The sequence below is a fragment of the Streptomyces sp. NPDC044719 genome, from assembly GCF_056433405.1.
Window position 1 is genome coordinate 246,594 of sequence record NZ_JBWKHE010000008.1, and the last position, 16,925, is coordinate 263,518.

A 16,925-nucleotide genomic window follows, 5' to 3' on the forward strand; every position below is an offset into this window, starting at 1 on the left:
CGGCCGCCCCTCTCCCGTGTTCTCTGCCCAGGGCCTACCAGCCGCCCTGGCCGTTCCCCTGCCGCCCTTGCTGCCCCTGCTGCTGCCAGGAGGGGTCCTGGTACGGGTACGCGTCCTGCTGCGGCGGGTGGCCGTGCCCCTGATACTGCTGCTGGTACGGGTCGGGGTACCCGTGCTGCCCCTCGTACTCGCCCTGCCACTGCTGCTGCCCGGCCGGGGCCGGCGCCCCCCAGCTCACACGCTGCTGCGGTACCGCCGCGTGCTGCTCCTCGTCGTAGCCGGGGATCGGCTGCGGCTGGGAGGGGATGCCGCCCGTCGGGCGGGGCCGGGTGCGCAGGGCCACGCCCTCCAGACGCATCAACTGGAGTGTCTCGGTGACCTTCTTGTCGGAGTACGGGTCCTCTTCCTCGAAGATCTCCGTCACATCGTCCTCGTGATCACCGGCCACCGACACCTCGACGCCGCCCTGGCGGGTGCCCCAGCTCCCCTTGTGCAGGGTGAACAGGGCGTAGAAGCGCAGCGGGGTCAGCAGTGTCAGCTGGATCACGCCGTAGATCGGCGCGAGCAGGAACATGCCGAACCGCTTGATGAAGCCCATCCCGCGCCGCGGGAAGTCGAGGTAGCGCACATTGCGCAGATAGCCCATCAGCACCATGAAGACCAGGTAGTCGCCGATGTGGTGGACGAACTGCTGGGGCTTGATGATGGGCAGGATGACCATCGAGTAGAACATCGCCGAGCCGAAGACCAGCCACAGCGCGAGTTCCATGCAGGTCAGCCAGAAGGCCGGCCGGTACTTCTTCTGGTGCCGGAAGGCCCACAGCGACTCGCGGAAGAAGGACTTGTTCCAGCGGACCTGCTGGCGCAGGAAGTGCGGCAGCTTCTCGGGGACGGCGGTGTAGCCGACGGCCGTCTCCTGGAAGACGACCTGGCCCTCCATCAGGCAGTAGTTGGTCATCCGCCGGTCGTCGCCGAAGACGGCCGGCTTGCCCAGGAACTGCTGGTTGAGGAAGTCCGGCAGGTACTTGCGCACCAGCGTGCCGCGGTACGCCGACAGTGCGCCGCAGCAGCACAGCACCGACTTCAGCCGGGAGTAGGCGGCCCGCTCGAAGAGGAACGAGTTGCCGTAGCGCAGGTCCTGGAGCCGGGTGAAGATGTTGCTGTCGTGGTTGAGCGCCAGCACCATGCCGGTGGAGGCCATGATCTTCTCGTCGGCCAGCGGCAGCAGCAGCTCACGCACGGTGTCCCGGGACAGCACGGTGTCCGAGTCGACGCAGAGGAAGATGTCGGAGTACGGGGCGGCCTCGAAGCCCAGCGCCAGCGCCTCGCGCTTGCCCTTGTTCTCCGGCTGCACGCTGACGGTGTACTTGACGCCCTTGGCCTCGAACTCGCGGCGCAGCTTCTTCGCCGCCCTGATGCCGGAGTCGTTGGCGCTGGCGTCGTCGATGATGTGGATCTCGTTCGGCAGGCGGCTCTGCGCGAGGAGGCTGCGCATGCCCTGCTCGAACATCACCGGGTCCTCGTTGTAGATCGGGATGACCGCGGTGACCCAGGCGTTCTCCAGGTACTCCAGCTCCTCCCGCCCGGCCTTGGCCGGACGGTAGAAGAGCGCGCCGAACATCTTCAGGGTCAGCAGACCCATGGCACCCATGGAGTACAGGTGCAGGGAGCCGGCGTCGAGCCGGGTGGCGATCAGCGCGGCCAGGCCCAGGAAGACGAAGTACGAGACCTTCAGGTGCCGCCGCTTCCGGTGCGCTCGCCGCCCACCGGAGTCGACGGCCCCGGGTATGTACGTATCTTCGGAAGTCACAGCTTGACCACCCGCGGATGGTCGGCGGATTTGCCCCGGGTGTCGAACAACGCGCGGGCACGGTCGGCGAGTTCACCGAGGTCGATCTCGCGGTGCGGCTGGAGCAGGATGGTCAGGTCGGCGGTCTCGGCGGCGGCGAGATAGTCACCGGCCCGCTCGACGGGCATCCCGCCGACGCGCCAGTCCTCGACCCGGGGGTCGAAGTAGACGAGCTCGGCACCCCGCGCGAGGAGGTTCTCCGCGACGGCCAGCGCGGGGCTCTCCCGCTGGTCGGAGATGTCCGGCTTGTAGGTGACGCCGAGCAGCAGCACCCGGGAGCCGCGCACGGCCTTGCCCTGGTCGTTGAGCAGATCGGCCGCGCGGTTCACCACATGCACGGGCATCCGCTGGTTGATCTCCTGCGCCAGCTCCACGAACCGAAACGGGATGCCCAGCGAACGCACCTTGTACGACAGGTAGTTGGGGTCGATCGGGATGCAGTGCCCGCCGACGCCCGGGCCGGGGTGGAACGGCGCGAAGCCGAACGGCTTCGTGGACGCGCACCGGATCGCGTCCCACAGATCGACACCGATCTCACGGCAGAACATCGACATCTCGTTGACGAGCGCGATGTTGACGTGCCGGTAGGTGTTCTCGAGCAGCTTGGCCATCTCGGCCTCGCGGGTGCCCTTGGCCTCGACGACCCGGTTCACGAAACGCTCGTAGAGGGCGCGGGCCGCCTTGGTGCAGTCGGCCGTGATGCCGCCGACGACCTTGGGCGTGTTCTCCAGACCGAAGTGGGGGTTCCCCGGGTCGATGCGCTCCGGGGAGAAGGCGAGATGGAAGTCGGCCCCGACCCGCAGTCCCCCGGCCTCCAGCCGCGGCCTGACGACCTCGTCGGTGGTCCCCGGGTACGTCGTCGACTCCAGCACCACGAGCGTGCCGGCCCTGAGGTGGGCGGCGATGTCGTCCACGGCGGCGTGCACCGCGCCGAGGTCGGGAGCGCCGTGGTCGGTGAGCGGCGTCGGCACGCACACCACGACGGCGGCGGCGTCCGCGATGACCTCGGCCCCGTCGGTGGCCTCGAAGCCCTGCTCCCGCATGGCGCGCACATCGGAGTCGGTGATGTCGTCCACATGCGAACAGCCGGCGTTCAGCCCGTCGACCACTCTGCGGCTGCGGTCGAGGCCGACCACCTTCAGTCCCGCGGCGGCCGCGGACCTGGCCAACGGCAGCCCCACGTAACCGAGTCCGACAACGACAAGATCCACCGTGGAGGATCTGCTCACGACATCATTCCCCAACCCCGTTGCCACGGCCCCGGCCAGGCGCACAGCAACCGGCCCCCCGAGCAAAATCGAACAAGTGCGAAGAGGTTAACAAGACCTTCACTTTTTGACCACGTTCACCCGAGGTGCGCCTTGTCACGCACACATCCGTACAACCCTTGACACACCTGGTGTGTCTGGAGCGACGGGAGCCACAAGAAGAACGGTCCTGTACGGGTGTCAGATCTCCCGCCAGGCCTCCAGCGCGAGCCCGGGTTCGTCCTTGCGGCGGGTGAGCAGCAGCGTCCCGGTCGAGGGCGAGAGGGAAGCCGCCACGACCTCGTCACGCTCGTCGAGCGCCACCGCCACCACGGCGTCGGAGGGCAGCTGGGGACCGGACTCGGTCCACCAGGCACCGGCCGACTCCTGTTCGGTCGGATAGGCGGCGAAGGCGACCCGGCCGCTCGCCGACCGCTGGGCGAGCACGGTGCAGTCGTGCCCCTCGATGTCACAGCGCACGGCGGACACCGGCCCGGGTCCGGCGGAGGCGATGAGCGTCACCGGCTTCTCGCCCGGCCGCCAGGCGCACACATCGCCAGAGGTGTCCGTGAAGAAGAGGGTGGTGTGCTCGGCGGACGTGGCGAGCGCCCGGAGCGTCCCCGGCCGCACGGGCACCTCGACGCCCTCCGTCCGCACCGGCGTCCTGCCCGGCTCCTCCTGCCGCCAGTGCAGCACCCCGCCGGGCACGGAGGCGTACACCTCCACCAGCCCCGACTCGCCCGTCACGGCGGCCGGCTCGCCCTCCACGTCGTGCCCTTCGAGGTTCTGCCAGGGCCCCCAGCCGCCCTTCTCCTTCTGGTTGCGCAGGCTCACCCCGCCGCCCTTGTTGCGGACGAAGACATAGCCACGTCCCGCCGAGTCCACGGCCACGGCCGGCGGGCCCGTCCGGTCACCCTTCTTGTCCGGGTGCCCGATCGAGACCCAGTCCAGGGGCGCGAGCCGCGGCCGGAAGTGCGTCGAGTGCACGAGCCCCGACTCGCCGGGCACGGTCGGCCGCCAGGCGGCCAGATGGGCGTAGCCGTCGGCACCCTGGCCGATCGCCGGATCCGGGTGCAGCTTCTGGCTGCCGCCGACGGTGCGGGCGGCGTCCCAGGGGCCCGCGGGCCCGCGTTCCGCACGGCACAGGACGGCGTCGCCGGAGGGGAGATAGACGGTGAGGCGGCCGTCGCGGCCGCGGATGAGCCAGTCGCCGTTCACCAGTTCACTTTAGTCGTGCGGGACGGCTCGGCGCCCGGCCCGCCCCCTGCCTGGCCGGCAACCGCCGTGCGACCCTGGCCGCATGAACGACAACGCGCCTGTCCTCGTCGTCGTCGACGCCGCGAACGTCGTCGGGTCGGTACCGGACGGCTGGTGGCGGGACCGACGGGGTGCCGCGGAGCGGCTGCGGGACCGGTTGGCGTCGGACGGGGTGCCCGGCGTCTCCGGGCCGGTGGAGATCGTGCTCGTGGTGGAGGGGGCGGCCCGGGGGGTGGAGTCGGTGCCGGGGGTGCGGGTGGAGTCGGCGCCGGGCAGCGGTGACGACCACATCGTGGAGGTGACCGCGGGGGCGGCCGGGCGGTCCGTACTCGTGGTCACGGCGGACCGGGAGCTGCGGCGGCGGGTCGGGGAGCTGGGGGCGGAGGTGGCGGGGCCGCGGACGGTACGTCCGTAGGTGCGGGCGTCTTGGGCTGGGCCGGGTGTTGCGCGACGCGGCGCCATGAGGTGCGCGGCGTCGGTGCCGGGGCGGGGTGGGCACGCGGCCCGGCGTGGCGGGGTGCCTCCCCCACTCTCGGCTTCGCTCGAGGTGGGGGGACTCCCACCGCGGACTAGGCCTGGTCCGCGGTCTTCGTCTCCTCTCCCCTTGCGAGGCGGCTGTGCGAACGGCCGTAGAGGAAGTACACGATGAACCCGGCTGCCATCCAGATCCCGAACCGCACCCACGTCTCGGCGGGCAGGTTGATCATCAGCCACAGGGAGGCGCAGACCGACAGGATCGGGATGACCGGCACCCACGGGGTCCGGAAGGACCTGGGCAGGTCGGGACGCGTCCTGCGGAGGATGATCACACCGATGGCGACGACCACGAAGGCGAACAGCGTGCCGATGTTCACCAGCGCGGCGAGTTCGGTCAGCGGCGTGAAGCCCGCCAGCACCGCGATGACCACACCGAGGAGGATCGTCGGCCGGTGCGGGGTCTTGAACCGCGGGTGGACGCGCGAGAAGAACCGCGGCAGCAGCCCGTCACGGCTCATCGCGAAGAACACCCGGGTCTGGCCGAGGAGCAGGATCATGCACACCGTCGTCAGGCCGACCGCGGCCCCGAAGCTGATGAAGCCCGCGAACCACGGATGCCCGGTCGCCTTGAACGCGTCGGCGAGCGGCGCGTCGACCGACAGCTCGCTGTAGTGCTGCATACCGGTCACGACGATCGACACGAGAACGTACAGCGTCGTGCAGATCAAGAGGGAGCCGAGGATGCCGCGCGGCATGTCGCGCTGCGGGTTCTTGGTCTCCTCCGCGGCCGTGGCCACGACGTCGAAGCCGATGAAGGCGAAGAACACGACGGAGGCGGCGGTGAAGATGCCCATCACGCCGAAGTTGGAGGGCGCCCAGCCGAACATGAGCTGGATCAGGGGGGAATCGAGACTGGAGCCGGCCGGTACCGGCTTCTCCTTCGGGATGAACGGGTCGTAGTTGTCGCCGTTGATCAGGAACGCACCCGCGATGATCACGACCATGACGACCGTCACCTTGATGGCGACGACGAGCGACGTGATCCGCGCGGACAGCTTCATGCCGATCACGAGGATGCAGGTGAGGACAAGGACGAGCGCGGCGGCGAGGATGTCGAAGCCGAAGTCGTCGGCGCCCTCCCGGCTGCCCAGGCCCGCGGGCATCGTCCAGCCCGCGTTCTCCAGGAGCGACTGGATGTAGCCCGACCAGCCGACGGCCACCACCGCCGTACCCAGCGCGAACTCCAGAACCAGGTCCCAGCCGATGATCCAGGCGGGCATTTCTCCGAGGGACGCGTACGAGAACGTGTAGGCGGACCCGGCGACGGGGACCGTGGACGCGAACTCGGCGTAACAGAGTGCGGCCAGGGCACAGGCGACGCCGGCCGCGACGAAGGCCAGAGCCGTCGCGGGCCCGGCATTGTCCTTGGCGACAGTGCCGGTGAGTACGAAGATGCCGGTGCCGATGATCACGCCGACGCCGAAGACGGTCAGATCCAGCGCGGACAAGGACTTCTTGAGCGCGTGTTCTGGCTCCTCGGTATCGCGGATGGACTGCTCGACCTTCTTCGTCCGGAAGAGGGTGCTGCTCACGGGGTACCTCCCACGCTTGTCGTCCTCGACATGATCGAGAGGTGGCACACTCCGTATGCCCCGGCGCGGACTGATTCACGCCAATGGGCCGGTTCCACCACCCTCACGGTGGGAAAACCGGCCCATCGGAACCCGTTCGGCTGCGTCCGCCGCGAGCCGCGTCAGTCGCGCACGGACTCCACGGAGTCCACCGCGTCCACGGCGCCCTGCTCGTACCGCCCGTCCAGCTTGGCGACCAGTCCGGTCACCTGCCGGGCGATGTCCGGCGCGGTGAGGCCGATCTCGGCGAGGATCTCGGCACGCGTGGCGTGGTCGAGGAAGCGCGGCGGGATGCCGAAGTCCCGCAGCGGCACATCCACTCCCGCGTCGCGCAGCGCCTGCGCGATCGCCGATCCCACACCGCCGACGCGGCTGTTGTCCTCGACGGTGACGACCACGCGGTGCCGCTCGGCGAGCGGGGCCATGGCCTCGTCCACGGGCTTGACCCAGCGCGGGTCGACCACGGTGGTGGAGATGCCCTGCTTGTCGAGCAGCCCGGCGATCTCCAGGCACATCGGCGCGAGGGCGCCGACGGAGACCAGCAGGACGTCCGGCCGGTCGGTGCCGGGCTCGCGCAGCACGTCCATGCCGCCGACGCGGCCGACGGCGGGCACGGCGGGGCCGACGGCGCCCTTGGAGAAGCGGACCACGGTCGGCGCGTCGTCGACCGCGACGGCCTCGCGCAGCTGCGCGCGGACCTGGTCGGCGTCCCGCGGCGCGGCCAGCCGCAGCCCGGGCACCACCTGGAGGATCGACATGTCCCACATGCCGTTGTGGGAGGCCCCGTCGGTGCCGGTGACACCGGCCCGGTCCAGGACGAAGGTGACACCGCACTTGTGCAGGGCCACGTCCATCAGCACCTGGTCGAAGGCGCGGTTGAGGAAGGTGGCGTAGACGGCGAACACCGGGTGCACTCCGCCCGTCGCCAGGCCGGCCGCCGAGACGGCGCCGTGCTGCTCGGCGATGCCGACGTCGTAGACCCGGTCGGGGAAGCGCTTGGCGAACTTCTCCAGGCCCACCGGCTGGAGCATGGCGGCCGTGATGGCGACGATGTCCTCGCGCTCCTTGCCGAGTTCGACCATCTCGTCGCCGAAGACGGAGGTCCAGTCGGCGCCGGAGGTCTTGATCGGCAGGCCCGTGTCGGGGTGGATCTTGCCGACGGCGTGGAAGCGGTCGGCCTCGTCCTGGAGGGCGGGCTGGTAGCCGCGGCCCTTCTCGGTGAGGCAGTGCACGATGACCGGACCGCCGAACCGCTTGGCCTTGGCGAGCGCGGACTCCAGGGCCTCGAGGTCGTGCCCGTCGATGGGGCCGACGTATTTCAGGCCGAGGTCCTCGAACATGCCCTGCGGGGCGATGAAGTCCTTCAGGCCCTTCTTGGCACCGTGCAGGGTGTCGTAGAGCGCCTGGCCGACCACGGGGGTGCGCTCCAGCACCTCCTTGGTGCGGGCGAGGAACCGCTCGTAGCCGTCCGTCGTCCGCAGCGTGGCGAGGTGGTTGGCGAGGCCGCCGATGGTCGGCGCGTAGGACCGCTCGTTGTCGTTGACGACGATGACGAGGGGCCGGTCCTTGGCGTCGGCGATGTTGTTCAGCGCCTCCCAGGCCATGCCGCCGGTCAGGGCGCCGTCACCGATCACGGCGACCACGTGGTCGTCGCGGTCCTTGATCTGGTTGGCCTTGGCGATGCCGTCGGCCCAGCCGAGGACGGTCGAGGCGTGCGAGTTCTCGATGACGTCGTGCTCGGACTCTCCTTGCGAGGGGTAGCCGGACAGGCCGCCCTTCATCTTGAGCTTGGAGAAGTCCTGACGGCCGGTGAGCAGCTTGTGGACGTAGGACTGGTGGCCGGTGTCCCAGAGCACCTTGTCCCTGGGCGAGTCGAAGACCCGGTGCAGGGCGATGGTGAGCTCCACCACGCCGAGATTGGGGCCGAGGTGACCGCCGGTCTTGGAGACCGCTTCGACGAGGAAGCTCCGGATCTCCTCCGCCAGCTGGTTCAGCTCCTCCAGGCTGAGCCGGTCCAGATCGCGCGGTCCCCTGATACGGGTCAGCAGCGGCACCCGTGCCTCCTTGCAGTAGAGCTGATCGAGCTGTTGCCGGGCGTGTCGAGTCTAATGTTCCGCCCCTGAGGGCTGCGCCGAGGCCGTGGGGCATACATCACGCTTTCGGCTGTACCCAACTTGTGCCACACCTACGACACAACTGTGCCCGGCACCTGTCGATGCCGGGCACAGGGGGTCGGTCAGCGCTACGCGCGCCCCGCGGTCTTCTGCGTCTTACGCGTCACGGCATCGATCACAACCGTGGCCAACAGCACACCACCCGTGATCATGTACTGCACCGGAGAAGCAATACCCTCCAGCGCCAGCCCGTACTGGATCGACACGATCACCAGCACACCGAGCAGCGCGTTCCACGTACGCCCGCGACCGCCGAACAGCGAGGTCCCGCCGATCACCGCCGCGGCGATCGCGTTCATCAGCAGGTCACCGCCGCCCGCGCCCTGGTTCGCCGCGGCGATCTTCGACGCGATGAACAGACCGCCGACCGCGGCGAACGTGCCGGAGATCGCGAACACCGAGATCCGGACCAGCTCCACGTTGATACCGGCACGCCGCGACGCCTCGACGCTGCCGCCGAGTGCGAACACCTTGCGCCCGTACGCCGTACGCCGCAGCACGAAGTCCGTGACCAGCAGGACCACGATGAAGATCACCACGGCCAGCGGCAGGCCCTTGTACTGGTTGAAGACGATCGCGACGGCGAAGGCGAGGACCGCCAGCAGCACGGTCCGCACGATGGTCTCGCTCAGCGGCCGCGACGGCACGCCCGCGGCCTCGCGCCGCCGGTTGCCGAGGAAGGAGCTGAGGAAGTACCCGGCGGTCACGACCGCGGCCAGACCGTAGGCGGCGGCCACGTCGGAGAAGTAGTAGCTGGTCAGCTGGGCCACGACTCCGTCCGGGTCGAGGTTGATCGTGCCGTTGTCGCCCAGGATCTGGAGCATGAAGCCGTTCCAGAACAGCAGACCGGCCAGCGTGACGGCGAACGCGGGGACGCCGATCTTCGCGAAGAAGAAGCCGTGCAGCGCGCCGGCGACCGTGCCGGTGACGATGGCCAGCGCGAAGGCCAGCCACTCGTTCATGCCGTTGGTGACGTTGAGCACGGCGAAGCTCGCGCCCGCGACACCGCTGACCGAGCCGACCGACAGGTCGATCTCGCCGAGCAGCAGCACGAACACGATGCCGACGGCGATCATGCCGGTGCCGACCATGGCGACGGACATGTCGGACAGGTTGCCCGCGGTGAGGAAGTTGGAGTTCAGGCTCTGGAAGATGATCCAGATGATGGCCAGGCCGACGACCACCGGGATGGAGCCCAGGTCACCGGACTTCATCTTCCGCTTGAACTCGGTGACGTAGCCCGCGAAGCCCTGTTCGCGCACCAGGAGCCGCGGGTCGACGACCGTGACGGCGGCCTTGGCAGCCTCGGGGTTCTCCACGACGTGGTCCTCGGGGGTTCCCGGAGTCGCGGAGGTCTTGTCGATGCTCACTTGGAAGCCTCCCCGTTCGTGCGCGCCGCACGGCGGGTCACGGCGTTGTCGGTGGCGCCGGTGATGGCGGAGATGATCTCTTCCTGCGAGGTCGACTTGACCTCGAAGATGCCGTTGTTGCGACCGAGGCGCAGCACGGCGACCTTGTCCGCGACGGCCTTGACGTCGGCCATGTTGTGGCTGATGAGGATGACGGCGTGGCCGCGCTCGCGCAGCCGCTCGACGAGGTCGAGGACCTGGGCGGTCTGCTCGACGCCGAGGGCGGCGGTGGGCTCGTCGAGGATGACCAGCTTCGGCTCGCCGAGCATGGACCGCGCGATGGCCACCGTCTGGCGCTGACCGCCGGAGAGCGAGGCGATCGGGATGCGCACGCTGGGGATGCGGATCGACAGCGTGTCGAGCAGCTCGCGGGAGCGGCGCTCCATCTCCACCTCGTCCAGGACACCGCGCTTGCGGATCTCCCGGCCCAGGTAGAGGTTGCCGACGACGTCGATGTTGTCGCACAGCGCGAGGTCCTGGTAGACGGTCGCGATGCCCAGGTTCTGGGCGTCGTGCGGCTTGTTGATCTGGACGGACCTGCCGTCCCATTCGATGACGCCCTCATCGATGGGGTGCACGCCGGCGATCGTCTTGACCAGCGTGGACTTTCCGGCGCCGTTGTCGCCGACCAGGGCGACCACCTCACCGGCGTGGACCTCAAGCTCTACGTCGGTGAGCGCCTGTACGGCACCGAACCGCTTGGAGACCCCGCGCAACGCCAGCACGGGCGTAGCGGACACGTGAACCATCTCCTTCGCCGCCTGACCCGGCGGGAGGTTGTGCAGAAGTGTGGGAGGAGTGATCACTCCGGCGCCCCGCGTAGCTTGCGGGGCTGGTGTGCGGGGCGCCGGAGGAACTCGGGGTGACTACTTGAGGCCGATCTTGTCGCACGCGGCCTTGTACTTGCCGGTGCAGATCTCGCTCACGGTGTAGATGCCGTCCTTGATGACGGTGTCCTTGATGTTGTCCTTGGTCAGCGACACGACCGGGACCAGGACGGAGGGGATGGCCTTGGTGGTCGGGCTGTCGACCTTGTCCTTGGCGATGGAGTCGAGCGACTTGCCCTGGGCGAGCGCGACGGCCATCTCGGCGGCGACGTCGGCCTCCTGCGGGTAGGGCTTGTAGACGCTCATGTACTGCTCGCCGGTCACGATGCGCTGCACGCCGGAGAGTTCGGCGTCCTGGCCGGTGACCGGGATGTCGGCGATGCCTGCGGCCTTCAGGGCCGTGATGATGCCGCCCGCCATGCCGTCGTTGGCGGAGTAGACGCCGACGATCTTGTCCTTGCCGAGGGCGGAGATGGCGCCCTCCATGTTGGCGTTGGCGTTCTCCGGCTTCCACTCCTTGGTGTCGTACTCGCGGCCGACCTTCACCTTGCCGTCGAGAACGGAGTGCGCGCCCTCCTTGAACTGGGCGGCGTTCGGGTCGGTGGAGGACCCGTTCATCATGACGATCTGGCCGTCCTTGGCCTTGTCGCCCAGGGCCTTCAGCAGGGCCTCGCCCTGGGTCTTGCCGACCGTGACGTTGTCGAACGAGGTGTAGGCGTCGATCGGGCCCTCGGCCAGGCGGTCGTAGGCGACGACGGGAATGTTCGCGTCCTTGGCCTTCTTCACCGAGCCGGCGATGGCCTTGGAGTCCACCGCGTCCACGATCAGCACGTCGACCTTGTTGGTCACCATCGTGTCGACCTGCTGGTTCTGGGTGCTGGCGTCCTGCTTGGCGTTGGCGTAGACGACCTCGCCCTTGTTGCCCGTGAGCTCCTTGACCTTCTTCTCGATGAGCACCCGGTCGAACTTCTCGTAGCGGGCGGTCGCGTTCTCCGGAAGGAGCAGGCCGACCTTGATGTCGTCGCCCTTCTTGGCGGACCCACTGGAATCGGCGTTGTCGCCGGACTCCTTGGCGCTGCCACAGGCAGCAAGCGAAACGGCCATCGCACCGGCGGCAATCGCAACGGCGGCGCGACGCATACGCGTGTTCACTTCAGAAACCTCCCTGACGAGGCCGCGACATTGCGGCCGAGGTGGCTGGAAGTCAACTCGGCCACACGTGCGACGTCAAGAAGTAAATCCTTAACGAGATGGCAACGGTGCCATCCGTTCTCTAAGTGAAGGCGGGCGTCGCCGCCTGCAGCACTCCAGGGGCAGTTCCGTCCAAAAGCGTCGAATCCCCCATCTCGCTGAGGGCGAGAGCGAGCGCTCCGAGGACCTCCGCGCGGCCGCCGAGGGCGCCCGGGAGAACGGACAACTGCCGGGCCGCGCTGGGGATCGCGTAGCGCCCCACGGACTCCCGGATCGGCCCGAGCACCAGCTCACCGGCCTCGGCGAGATCACCGCCGAGGACCACGCGGCTCGGGTTCAGCAGATTGCAGAGATTGGCCACTCCGCTGCCGATGTGGCGGCCGACGTCGGCGACCACCCGGCGGCAGCCCGGGTCGCCGTCCCGCGCGAGCCGTACGACGCCTTCCATGGTCAGGTCGGTGCCGTGGCTGGACTGCAGGAGCGGGAGCACATAGCGCGCGGCCGCGAAGGTCTCCAGGCAGCCGCGGTTGCCGCAGCGGCAGACGGGGCCGGATTCGTCGAGTGTGATGTGCCCGATCTCCCCGGCGGTGCCGCCCGGGCCGCGATAGATCTTCCCGTTGATCACCAGACCGGCGCCGACACCGCTGGCGACCTTGATGTACGCCAGGTCGCGCACCCCGCGGCCGCTGCCCCAGACCATCTCGCCGAGGGCGCCGAGGTTGGCGTCGTTGTCCACGTGCACCGGCACGCCGAGCCGCCCCCGCAGCTCCTCGGCGGGCTTGGTGCCGGTCCAGCCGGGCAGGATGGCGGTCGAGCCGAGGGTCCCCGACTCGACGTCGATGGGGCCCGGCACGCCGAGACCGACCCCGGCGATCTTGGAGCGGTCGACCCCGGTGGCCTCGATCAGCCGGCTGACCAGTTGTTCCGCCCGGTCGAAGCCCTGAGTCGAGGAGGCGTCCACGTCCAGCGGCTCGGACTCCTCGGCGAGCACCTGGTGGGCGAGGTTGCCGACCGCGACACGCAGGTGGGTGTGCCCGAAGTCGACCCCTATGACGATCCCGGCGTCCCCGCTCAGCGACACGCTGCGGGCCCGGCGCCCGCCCGCGGAGGTGGGCGTGACCTCGACGGTTCCGCCGTCCTTCAGCTCCCGGACGATGTTGGAGACCGTCGCCGCGGACAGGCCTGTCGTCCGTGCGATCTCGGCCTGGGTGAGGGAGCCCGCCAGCCGCACGGCTCGTACGACCCGCTCCAGGTTGGCTCGGTGCAGCGACGACTGCGACCCCGGAGTCTCCACGACGACCTCCTGCGCGCGGGGCCGCTTCGATGAGACCCCGTCCATGTCCAACTAGTGAACTCTAAGCTGAGCTGTTCGGGTCGCCTCCCGTCAAGAGGTTGAACCGTTTCCGGGTCCATGGACACACGCCCGCACGCCGCCCCCGAGAGCGGGAGCGGCGTGTACGCGAGCGAACGCGCAGGGTTATTTGAGCGCGCCGGCCGTCAGCCCCTGCACCACCTGCCGCTGGAAGACGATGTACGCGGCGAGCACCGGCAGCATCGCCATCACCAGGCCCGCGAAGAGGCCGGACCAGTCGCCCTTGTAGCCCTGGCTGACGGCGAGCTGGACGAGGCCCTGGGTGAGGACGCGCTTGTCCGGGTCCGTGTTGAGGACCGTGGGGAGCATGTACTGGTTCCACTGGCCCAGGAAGTTGAAGATGCCGACGCTGATCAGGCCCGGCTTGGCCATGGGCAGCATGATCTGGAAGAACGTACGGCTGTGGGAGGCGCCGTCGACGAAGGCCGCCTCCGCGATGGACGTCGGCAGGGTCCGGAAGAACGCGGTCAGGAAGAACACCGTGAACGGCAGCGAGTAGGCGATGTAGACCAGGATCAGCCCGTGGATGGTGTTCAGCAGGCCCATGTTGTTCACGACGTAGAACAGCGGGACCAGTGCGAGCATGATCGGGAAGCTCATGCCGCCGATGAAGAGGAAGTAGATGAAGCGGTTGCCCGGGAAGTCGAAGCGGGCCAGAACATAGGCCGCCATCGAGCCGAGCACCAGCGTGCCGACGAGCGAACCGCCCACCACCAGGACGGTGTTGAGGAAGTAGTCGCTCATGTTGGCCTCGGTCCACGCCCGCGACCAGTTGTCGAAGTGCAGCGTGTCCGGCAGCGACCAGGGCGAGGAGAAGATGGACCGGTCGTCCTTGAAGGACGTCATCACCGCCCACAGCAGCGGCATGACCACCATGAACGCCCAGATGACCAGGACGCCGTGGGAGAAGACGTTGAGGACCGTGCCTTCCTTCTTCGCCTTCGGCGGCGGGCCCGCCGGGATGTCCTCCTTGGTGATGGGCGCGCCGGACTCGGCCGGTACGGGCGCGGGGGTCTGCGTCGTCTTCATCAGTACTCCAGCCGCTCGCGACGGCCCAGCCGCATCACCACGGCGGCGAAGGCCAGCGTGACGACGAGCAGGGCGACACCGATGGTGGTGGCGTAGGCGGCCTGCCCGTCACGGAACGCCTTCTGGTACACGTACAGGACCATGACGGTGGTCGAGTAGTCGGGGCCGCCCGGCCCGGTCGTCATGATCTGCACGACCGCGAAGGACTCGGCGCCCAGGGCGAGGATGCCCATGTAGACCCAGCCGGACTGCACGGTGTCCCACAGCAGCGGCAGGGTGACGCGGAAGAAGGTCGTGGCGCGGCCCGCCCCGTCCAGCAGGGCCGCCTCGTACATCTCCGCCGGGATGGAGGCCATGCCGGCGGAGAAGAGCACCACGAAGAAGCCGACCGTGGACCAGACGAGCACCGCCATGACGGCCCACAGCGCGAGGTCGGGGTCGCCGAGCCACAGCGGCTGGACGTCGAGACCGATCCCGCGCAGGATCGAGTTGATCGCGCCGCTGTCCGGGTTGTACGCGAACGCGAACAGCAGCGCGACGATGGCGATGGACAGCACCTGCGGAAAGAAATAGACGATCTTGTAGAACGAGGAGCCCCGGACGCCGGTGACCACCGGTCCGTTCCTCCTCTTCCGTCCGCCGACATTGATCATGAAGGCGAAGAACAGCGCCAGGCTGATCGTGACGACCGGCAGCAGAAGCGCGAACAGCAGACTGTGCTGCAACGACTTCCAGAAGATCTCGTCGTCGAGCAGCCGGCTGTAGTTGTCGAAGCCGACCATCTTGAATTCGGGGCTCAGGCCGGTCCAGTCCGTGAACGAGTAGTAGATGGACTGGATGAACGGCCAGACCACGAAGAGCGCGTACAGGCCGAGGGGCAACGCGAGGAAGCCCACGATGAACCGGTACTTGCCGTGCTGCATCGCCACTCCGGTGCCGTTGCGGAAATGAGTTTCCGGTGCCGTTACTGGTGCTTGTAGTGCTTGATCGAGTCGTCCTTGGCGGCCTCGTCGGCGAAGCCCTGGATCTTCTTGATCGCCTCGGCCGGGGTGAGGCGGCCTGCCATCATCTCGCCCAGGCCGGACACACCGATCTTCTCCTTCTGCAACTGCACGTACCAGTCCTGGAGACGGGGGTTCACCACGTTGTCGCCGGCCTTCTCCAGGGCCGCGACACCCGACTTCAGACCCGGGGTGAGGGCGATGCCGTCGGTGCCGCCGTTGTACGCGGTCAGCGACTTCACCTTGCTCGTGAAGTTCTTCGAGGACGCCTCACTGAGCATGATGCGCAGCTGCTCCATGCCGCCCTCGGCGTTCTTCGCCTTGGACGGGACGATGAAGGGCTCGCCACCGGAGGCCCAGATGGTGCCGAAGGGCAGCTTGTCGGAGGAGTCGAGTCCGGTGGGCGCGGAGACGGACAGGGCGAAGTCCTCGGGGATGACCTTGGCCGACTCGTTCTCCACCCAGGAGCCGTTCGGGATGAACAGCGCCTTGCCCTGGGCCCAGGCGGTCTGCGACTGGATGTGGTCCAGACCGGGGGTGCCCTTGAGGATGTAGCCCTTCTTGAAGAGCTCGTAGTAGGCCTCGAAGCAGGCCTTGACGGCCGGGTGCTTCCAGGCGTTGGGCTCCAGGTTGTCGATGGCGTCCAGGACCTCGACGCCGCCGACCTTGCCGATCATCGGGTAGAGCGAGAAAGGCAGGTAGTACGGGTACTTGCCCGCGTACGTCCAGCCCGCCATGCCCTTCTTCTTGGCCTTCTCGCAGACCGCGAGCATCTGGTCCCAGGTCTCGGGGTACTGCTCGTCGAGCGAGTCCAGGGCCTTCTGCGAGTACCAGACGCCGTAGACCGTGTAGGCGTAGTAGAAGATCCAGACCTTCTCCCCGTCGAACTGGCCCATCTCGACGATGCCGGGGCGCAGCGTGTCCCGGACCTTCTTGTCCGGGTCGTCGTAGGAGGGCGCGTCCAGCAGCGGGGTGAGGTCGGTGAGCTGGTCCTTGCCGACCAGGACGCCCATGTCCATCTGCTCGGCGCCGGAGTTGTCGATGAGGTCCGGCGGGGTGCCCTGGTTGAAGCGGGGCTGGAGCGTGGACTGGATCTTCTGGGTGGCGGAGAACTTCACCTTCACCTTGGGGAAGTTCTTCTCGTAGATCTTCACGGCGTCCTCGGCGTACTCCTTGCCGAAGCCGCCGTCGAACAGGACGAATTCCATGCCCGCCGTGTCGTTGACACCGAGCGGGTTCTCCGCGGTCTTCTTGCCGGCCTTGGCCTTGTCGCCGCTGTCGTCGCCGCCGCTGCTGGCGCAGGCGGACAGGAAACTCATCGTCGGTACGGAGATCAGCCCGAGCGCGGCGGACCTCTTGATCAGATCACGGCGGCCGACACCCTCGGTGCCGTGACTCTCGGCGGAAGTGGATCCCATGCTCAAGTCCTCGCCTTCTCCAGGACTCAGGCGGTGAACCGGA

The 16,925-nt window shown here is 68.4% G+C and carries 13 protein-coding genes; 1 reads left to right on the forward strand and 12 read right to left on the reverse strand.

Going from position 1 to position 16,925, the window contains the following annotated elements; all coding sequences use genetic code 11:
• Positions 1 to 34: 34 nt before the first annotated feature.
• The 3 genes from AC07DF_RS30615 to AC07DF_RS30625 form a co-directional block, all read right to left on the reverse strand.
• On the reverse strand, positions 35 to 1,810 hold the full coding sequence (locus AC07DF_RS30615; protein WP_478978525.1) for a glycosyltransferase: 1,776 nt from the start codon (positions 1,808 to 1,810) through the stop codon (positions 35 to 37).
• The gene (locus tag AC07DF_RS30620) at positions 1,807 to 3,078 is read right to left on the reverse strand and encodes a nucleotide sugar dehydrogenase (RefSeq protein ID WP_478978528.1); all 1,272 of its coding nucleotides are present in this window, start codon (positions 3,076 to 3,078) and stop codon (positions 1,807 to 1,809) included. Before AC07DF_RS30620 ends, AC07DF_RS30615 begins: the two co-directional genes overlap by 4 nt.
• A gap of 219 nt (positions 3,079 to 3,297) precedes the next feature.
• The gene (locus AC07DF_RS30625; protein WP_478978531.1) at positions 3,298 to 4,314 is read right to left on the reverse strand and encodes a PLL family lectin; all 1,017 of its coding nucleotides are present in this window, start codon (positions 4,312 to 4,314) and stop codon (positions 3,298 to 3,300) included.
• 82 nt (positions 4,315 to 4,396) lie between these two features.
• Between AC07DF_RS30625 and AC07DF_RS30630 the strand changes: the two genes are divergently transcribed.
• Complete coding sequence (locus AC07DF_RS30630; protein ID WP_478978534.1) at positions 4,397 to 4,768, forward strand: PIN domain-containing protein; 372 nt, start codon at positions 4,397 to 4,399, stop codon at positions 4,766 to 4,768.
• Positions 4,769 to 4,922: 154 nt separating this feature from the next.
• Here AC07DF_RS30630 and AC07DF_RS30635 read toward each other — a convergent pair whose 3' ends face one another.
• The 9 genes from AC07DF_RS30635 to ngcE form a co-directional block, all read right to left on the reverse strand.
• A complete protein-coding gene (locus AC07DF_RS30635) occupies positions 4,923 to 6,422 on the reverse strand; it encodes an amino acid permease (RefSeq protein ID WP_478978537.1) in 1,500 nt (499 codons plus the stop codon).
• 161 nt (positions 6,423 to 6,583) lie between these two features.
• Positions 6,584 to 8,515, reverse strand: a complete 1,932-nt coding sequence (dxs, locus tag AC07DF_RS30640; protein WP_478978540.1) for a 1-deoxy-D-xylulose-5-phosphate synthase — start codon at positions 8,513 to 8,515, stop codon at positions 6,584 to 6,586.
• 188 nt (positions 8,516 to 8,703) lie between these two features.
• Positions 8,704 to 10,005, reverse strand: coding sequence for a sugar ABC transporter permease (locus AC07DF_RS30645; protein WP_478978542.1), 1,302 nt, complete (start codon positions 10,003 to 10,005; stop codon positions 8,704 to 8,706).
• Positions 10,002 to 10,793, reverse strand: a complete 792-nt coding sequence (locus AC07DF_RS30650) for an ATP-binding cassette domain-containing protein (protein WP_478978545.1) — start codon at positions 10,791 to 10,793, stop codon at positions 10,002 to 10,004. Before AC07DF_RS30650 ends, AC07DF_RS30645 begins: the two co-directional genes overlap by 4 nt.
• Before the next feature lie 117 nt (positions 10,794 to 10,910).
• A complete protein-coding gene (locus AC07DF_RS30655) occupies positions 10,911 to 12,011 on the reverse strand; it encodes an ABC transporter substrate-binding protein (RefSeq protein WP_478979271.1) in 1,101 nt (366 codons plus the stop codon).
• 133 nt (positions 12,012 to 12,144) lie between these two features.
• Complete coding sequence (locus AC07DF_RS30660) at positions 12,145 to 13,356, reverse strand: ROK family transcriptional regulator (RefSeq protein ID WP_193477486.1); 1,212 nt, start codon at positions 13,354 to 13,356, stop codon at positions 12,145 to 12,147.
• A gap of 183 nt (positions 13,357 to 13,539) precedes the next feature.
• Entirely contained in the window at positions 13,540 to 14,463 is a 924-nt protein-coding gene (locus AC07DF_RS30665; protein WP_478978549.1) for a carbohydrate ABC transporter permease, read from the reverse strand.
• Positions 14,463 to 15,386, reverse strand: a complete 924-nt coding sequence (locus AC07DF_RS30670) for a carbohydrate ABC transporter permease (protein ID WP_478978552.1) — start codon at positions 15,384 to 15,386, stop codon at positions 14,463 to 14,465. The genes AC07DF_RS30665 and AC07DF_RS30670 overlap by 1 nt, the downstream gene beginning before the upstream one ends.
• A 41-nt stretch (positions 15,387 to 15,427) precedes the next feature.
• A complete protein-coding gene (gene ngcE, locus AC07DF_RS30675; RefSeq protein WP_478978555.1) occupies positions 15,428 to 16,882 on the reverse strand; it encodes an N-acetylglucosamine/diacetylchitobiose ABC transporter substrate-binding protein in 1,455 nt (484 codons plus the stop codon).
• Positions 16,883 to 16,925: the final 43 nt, after the last annotated feature.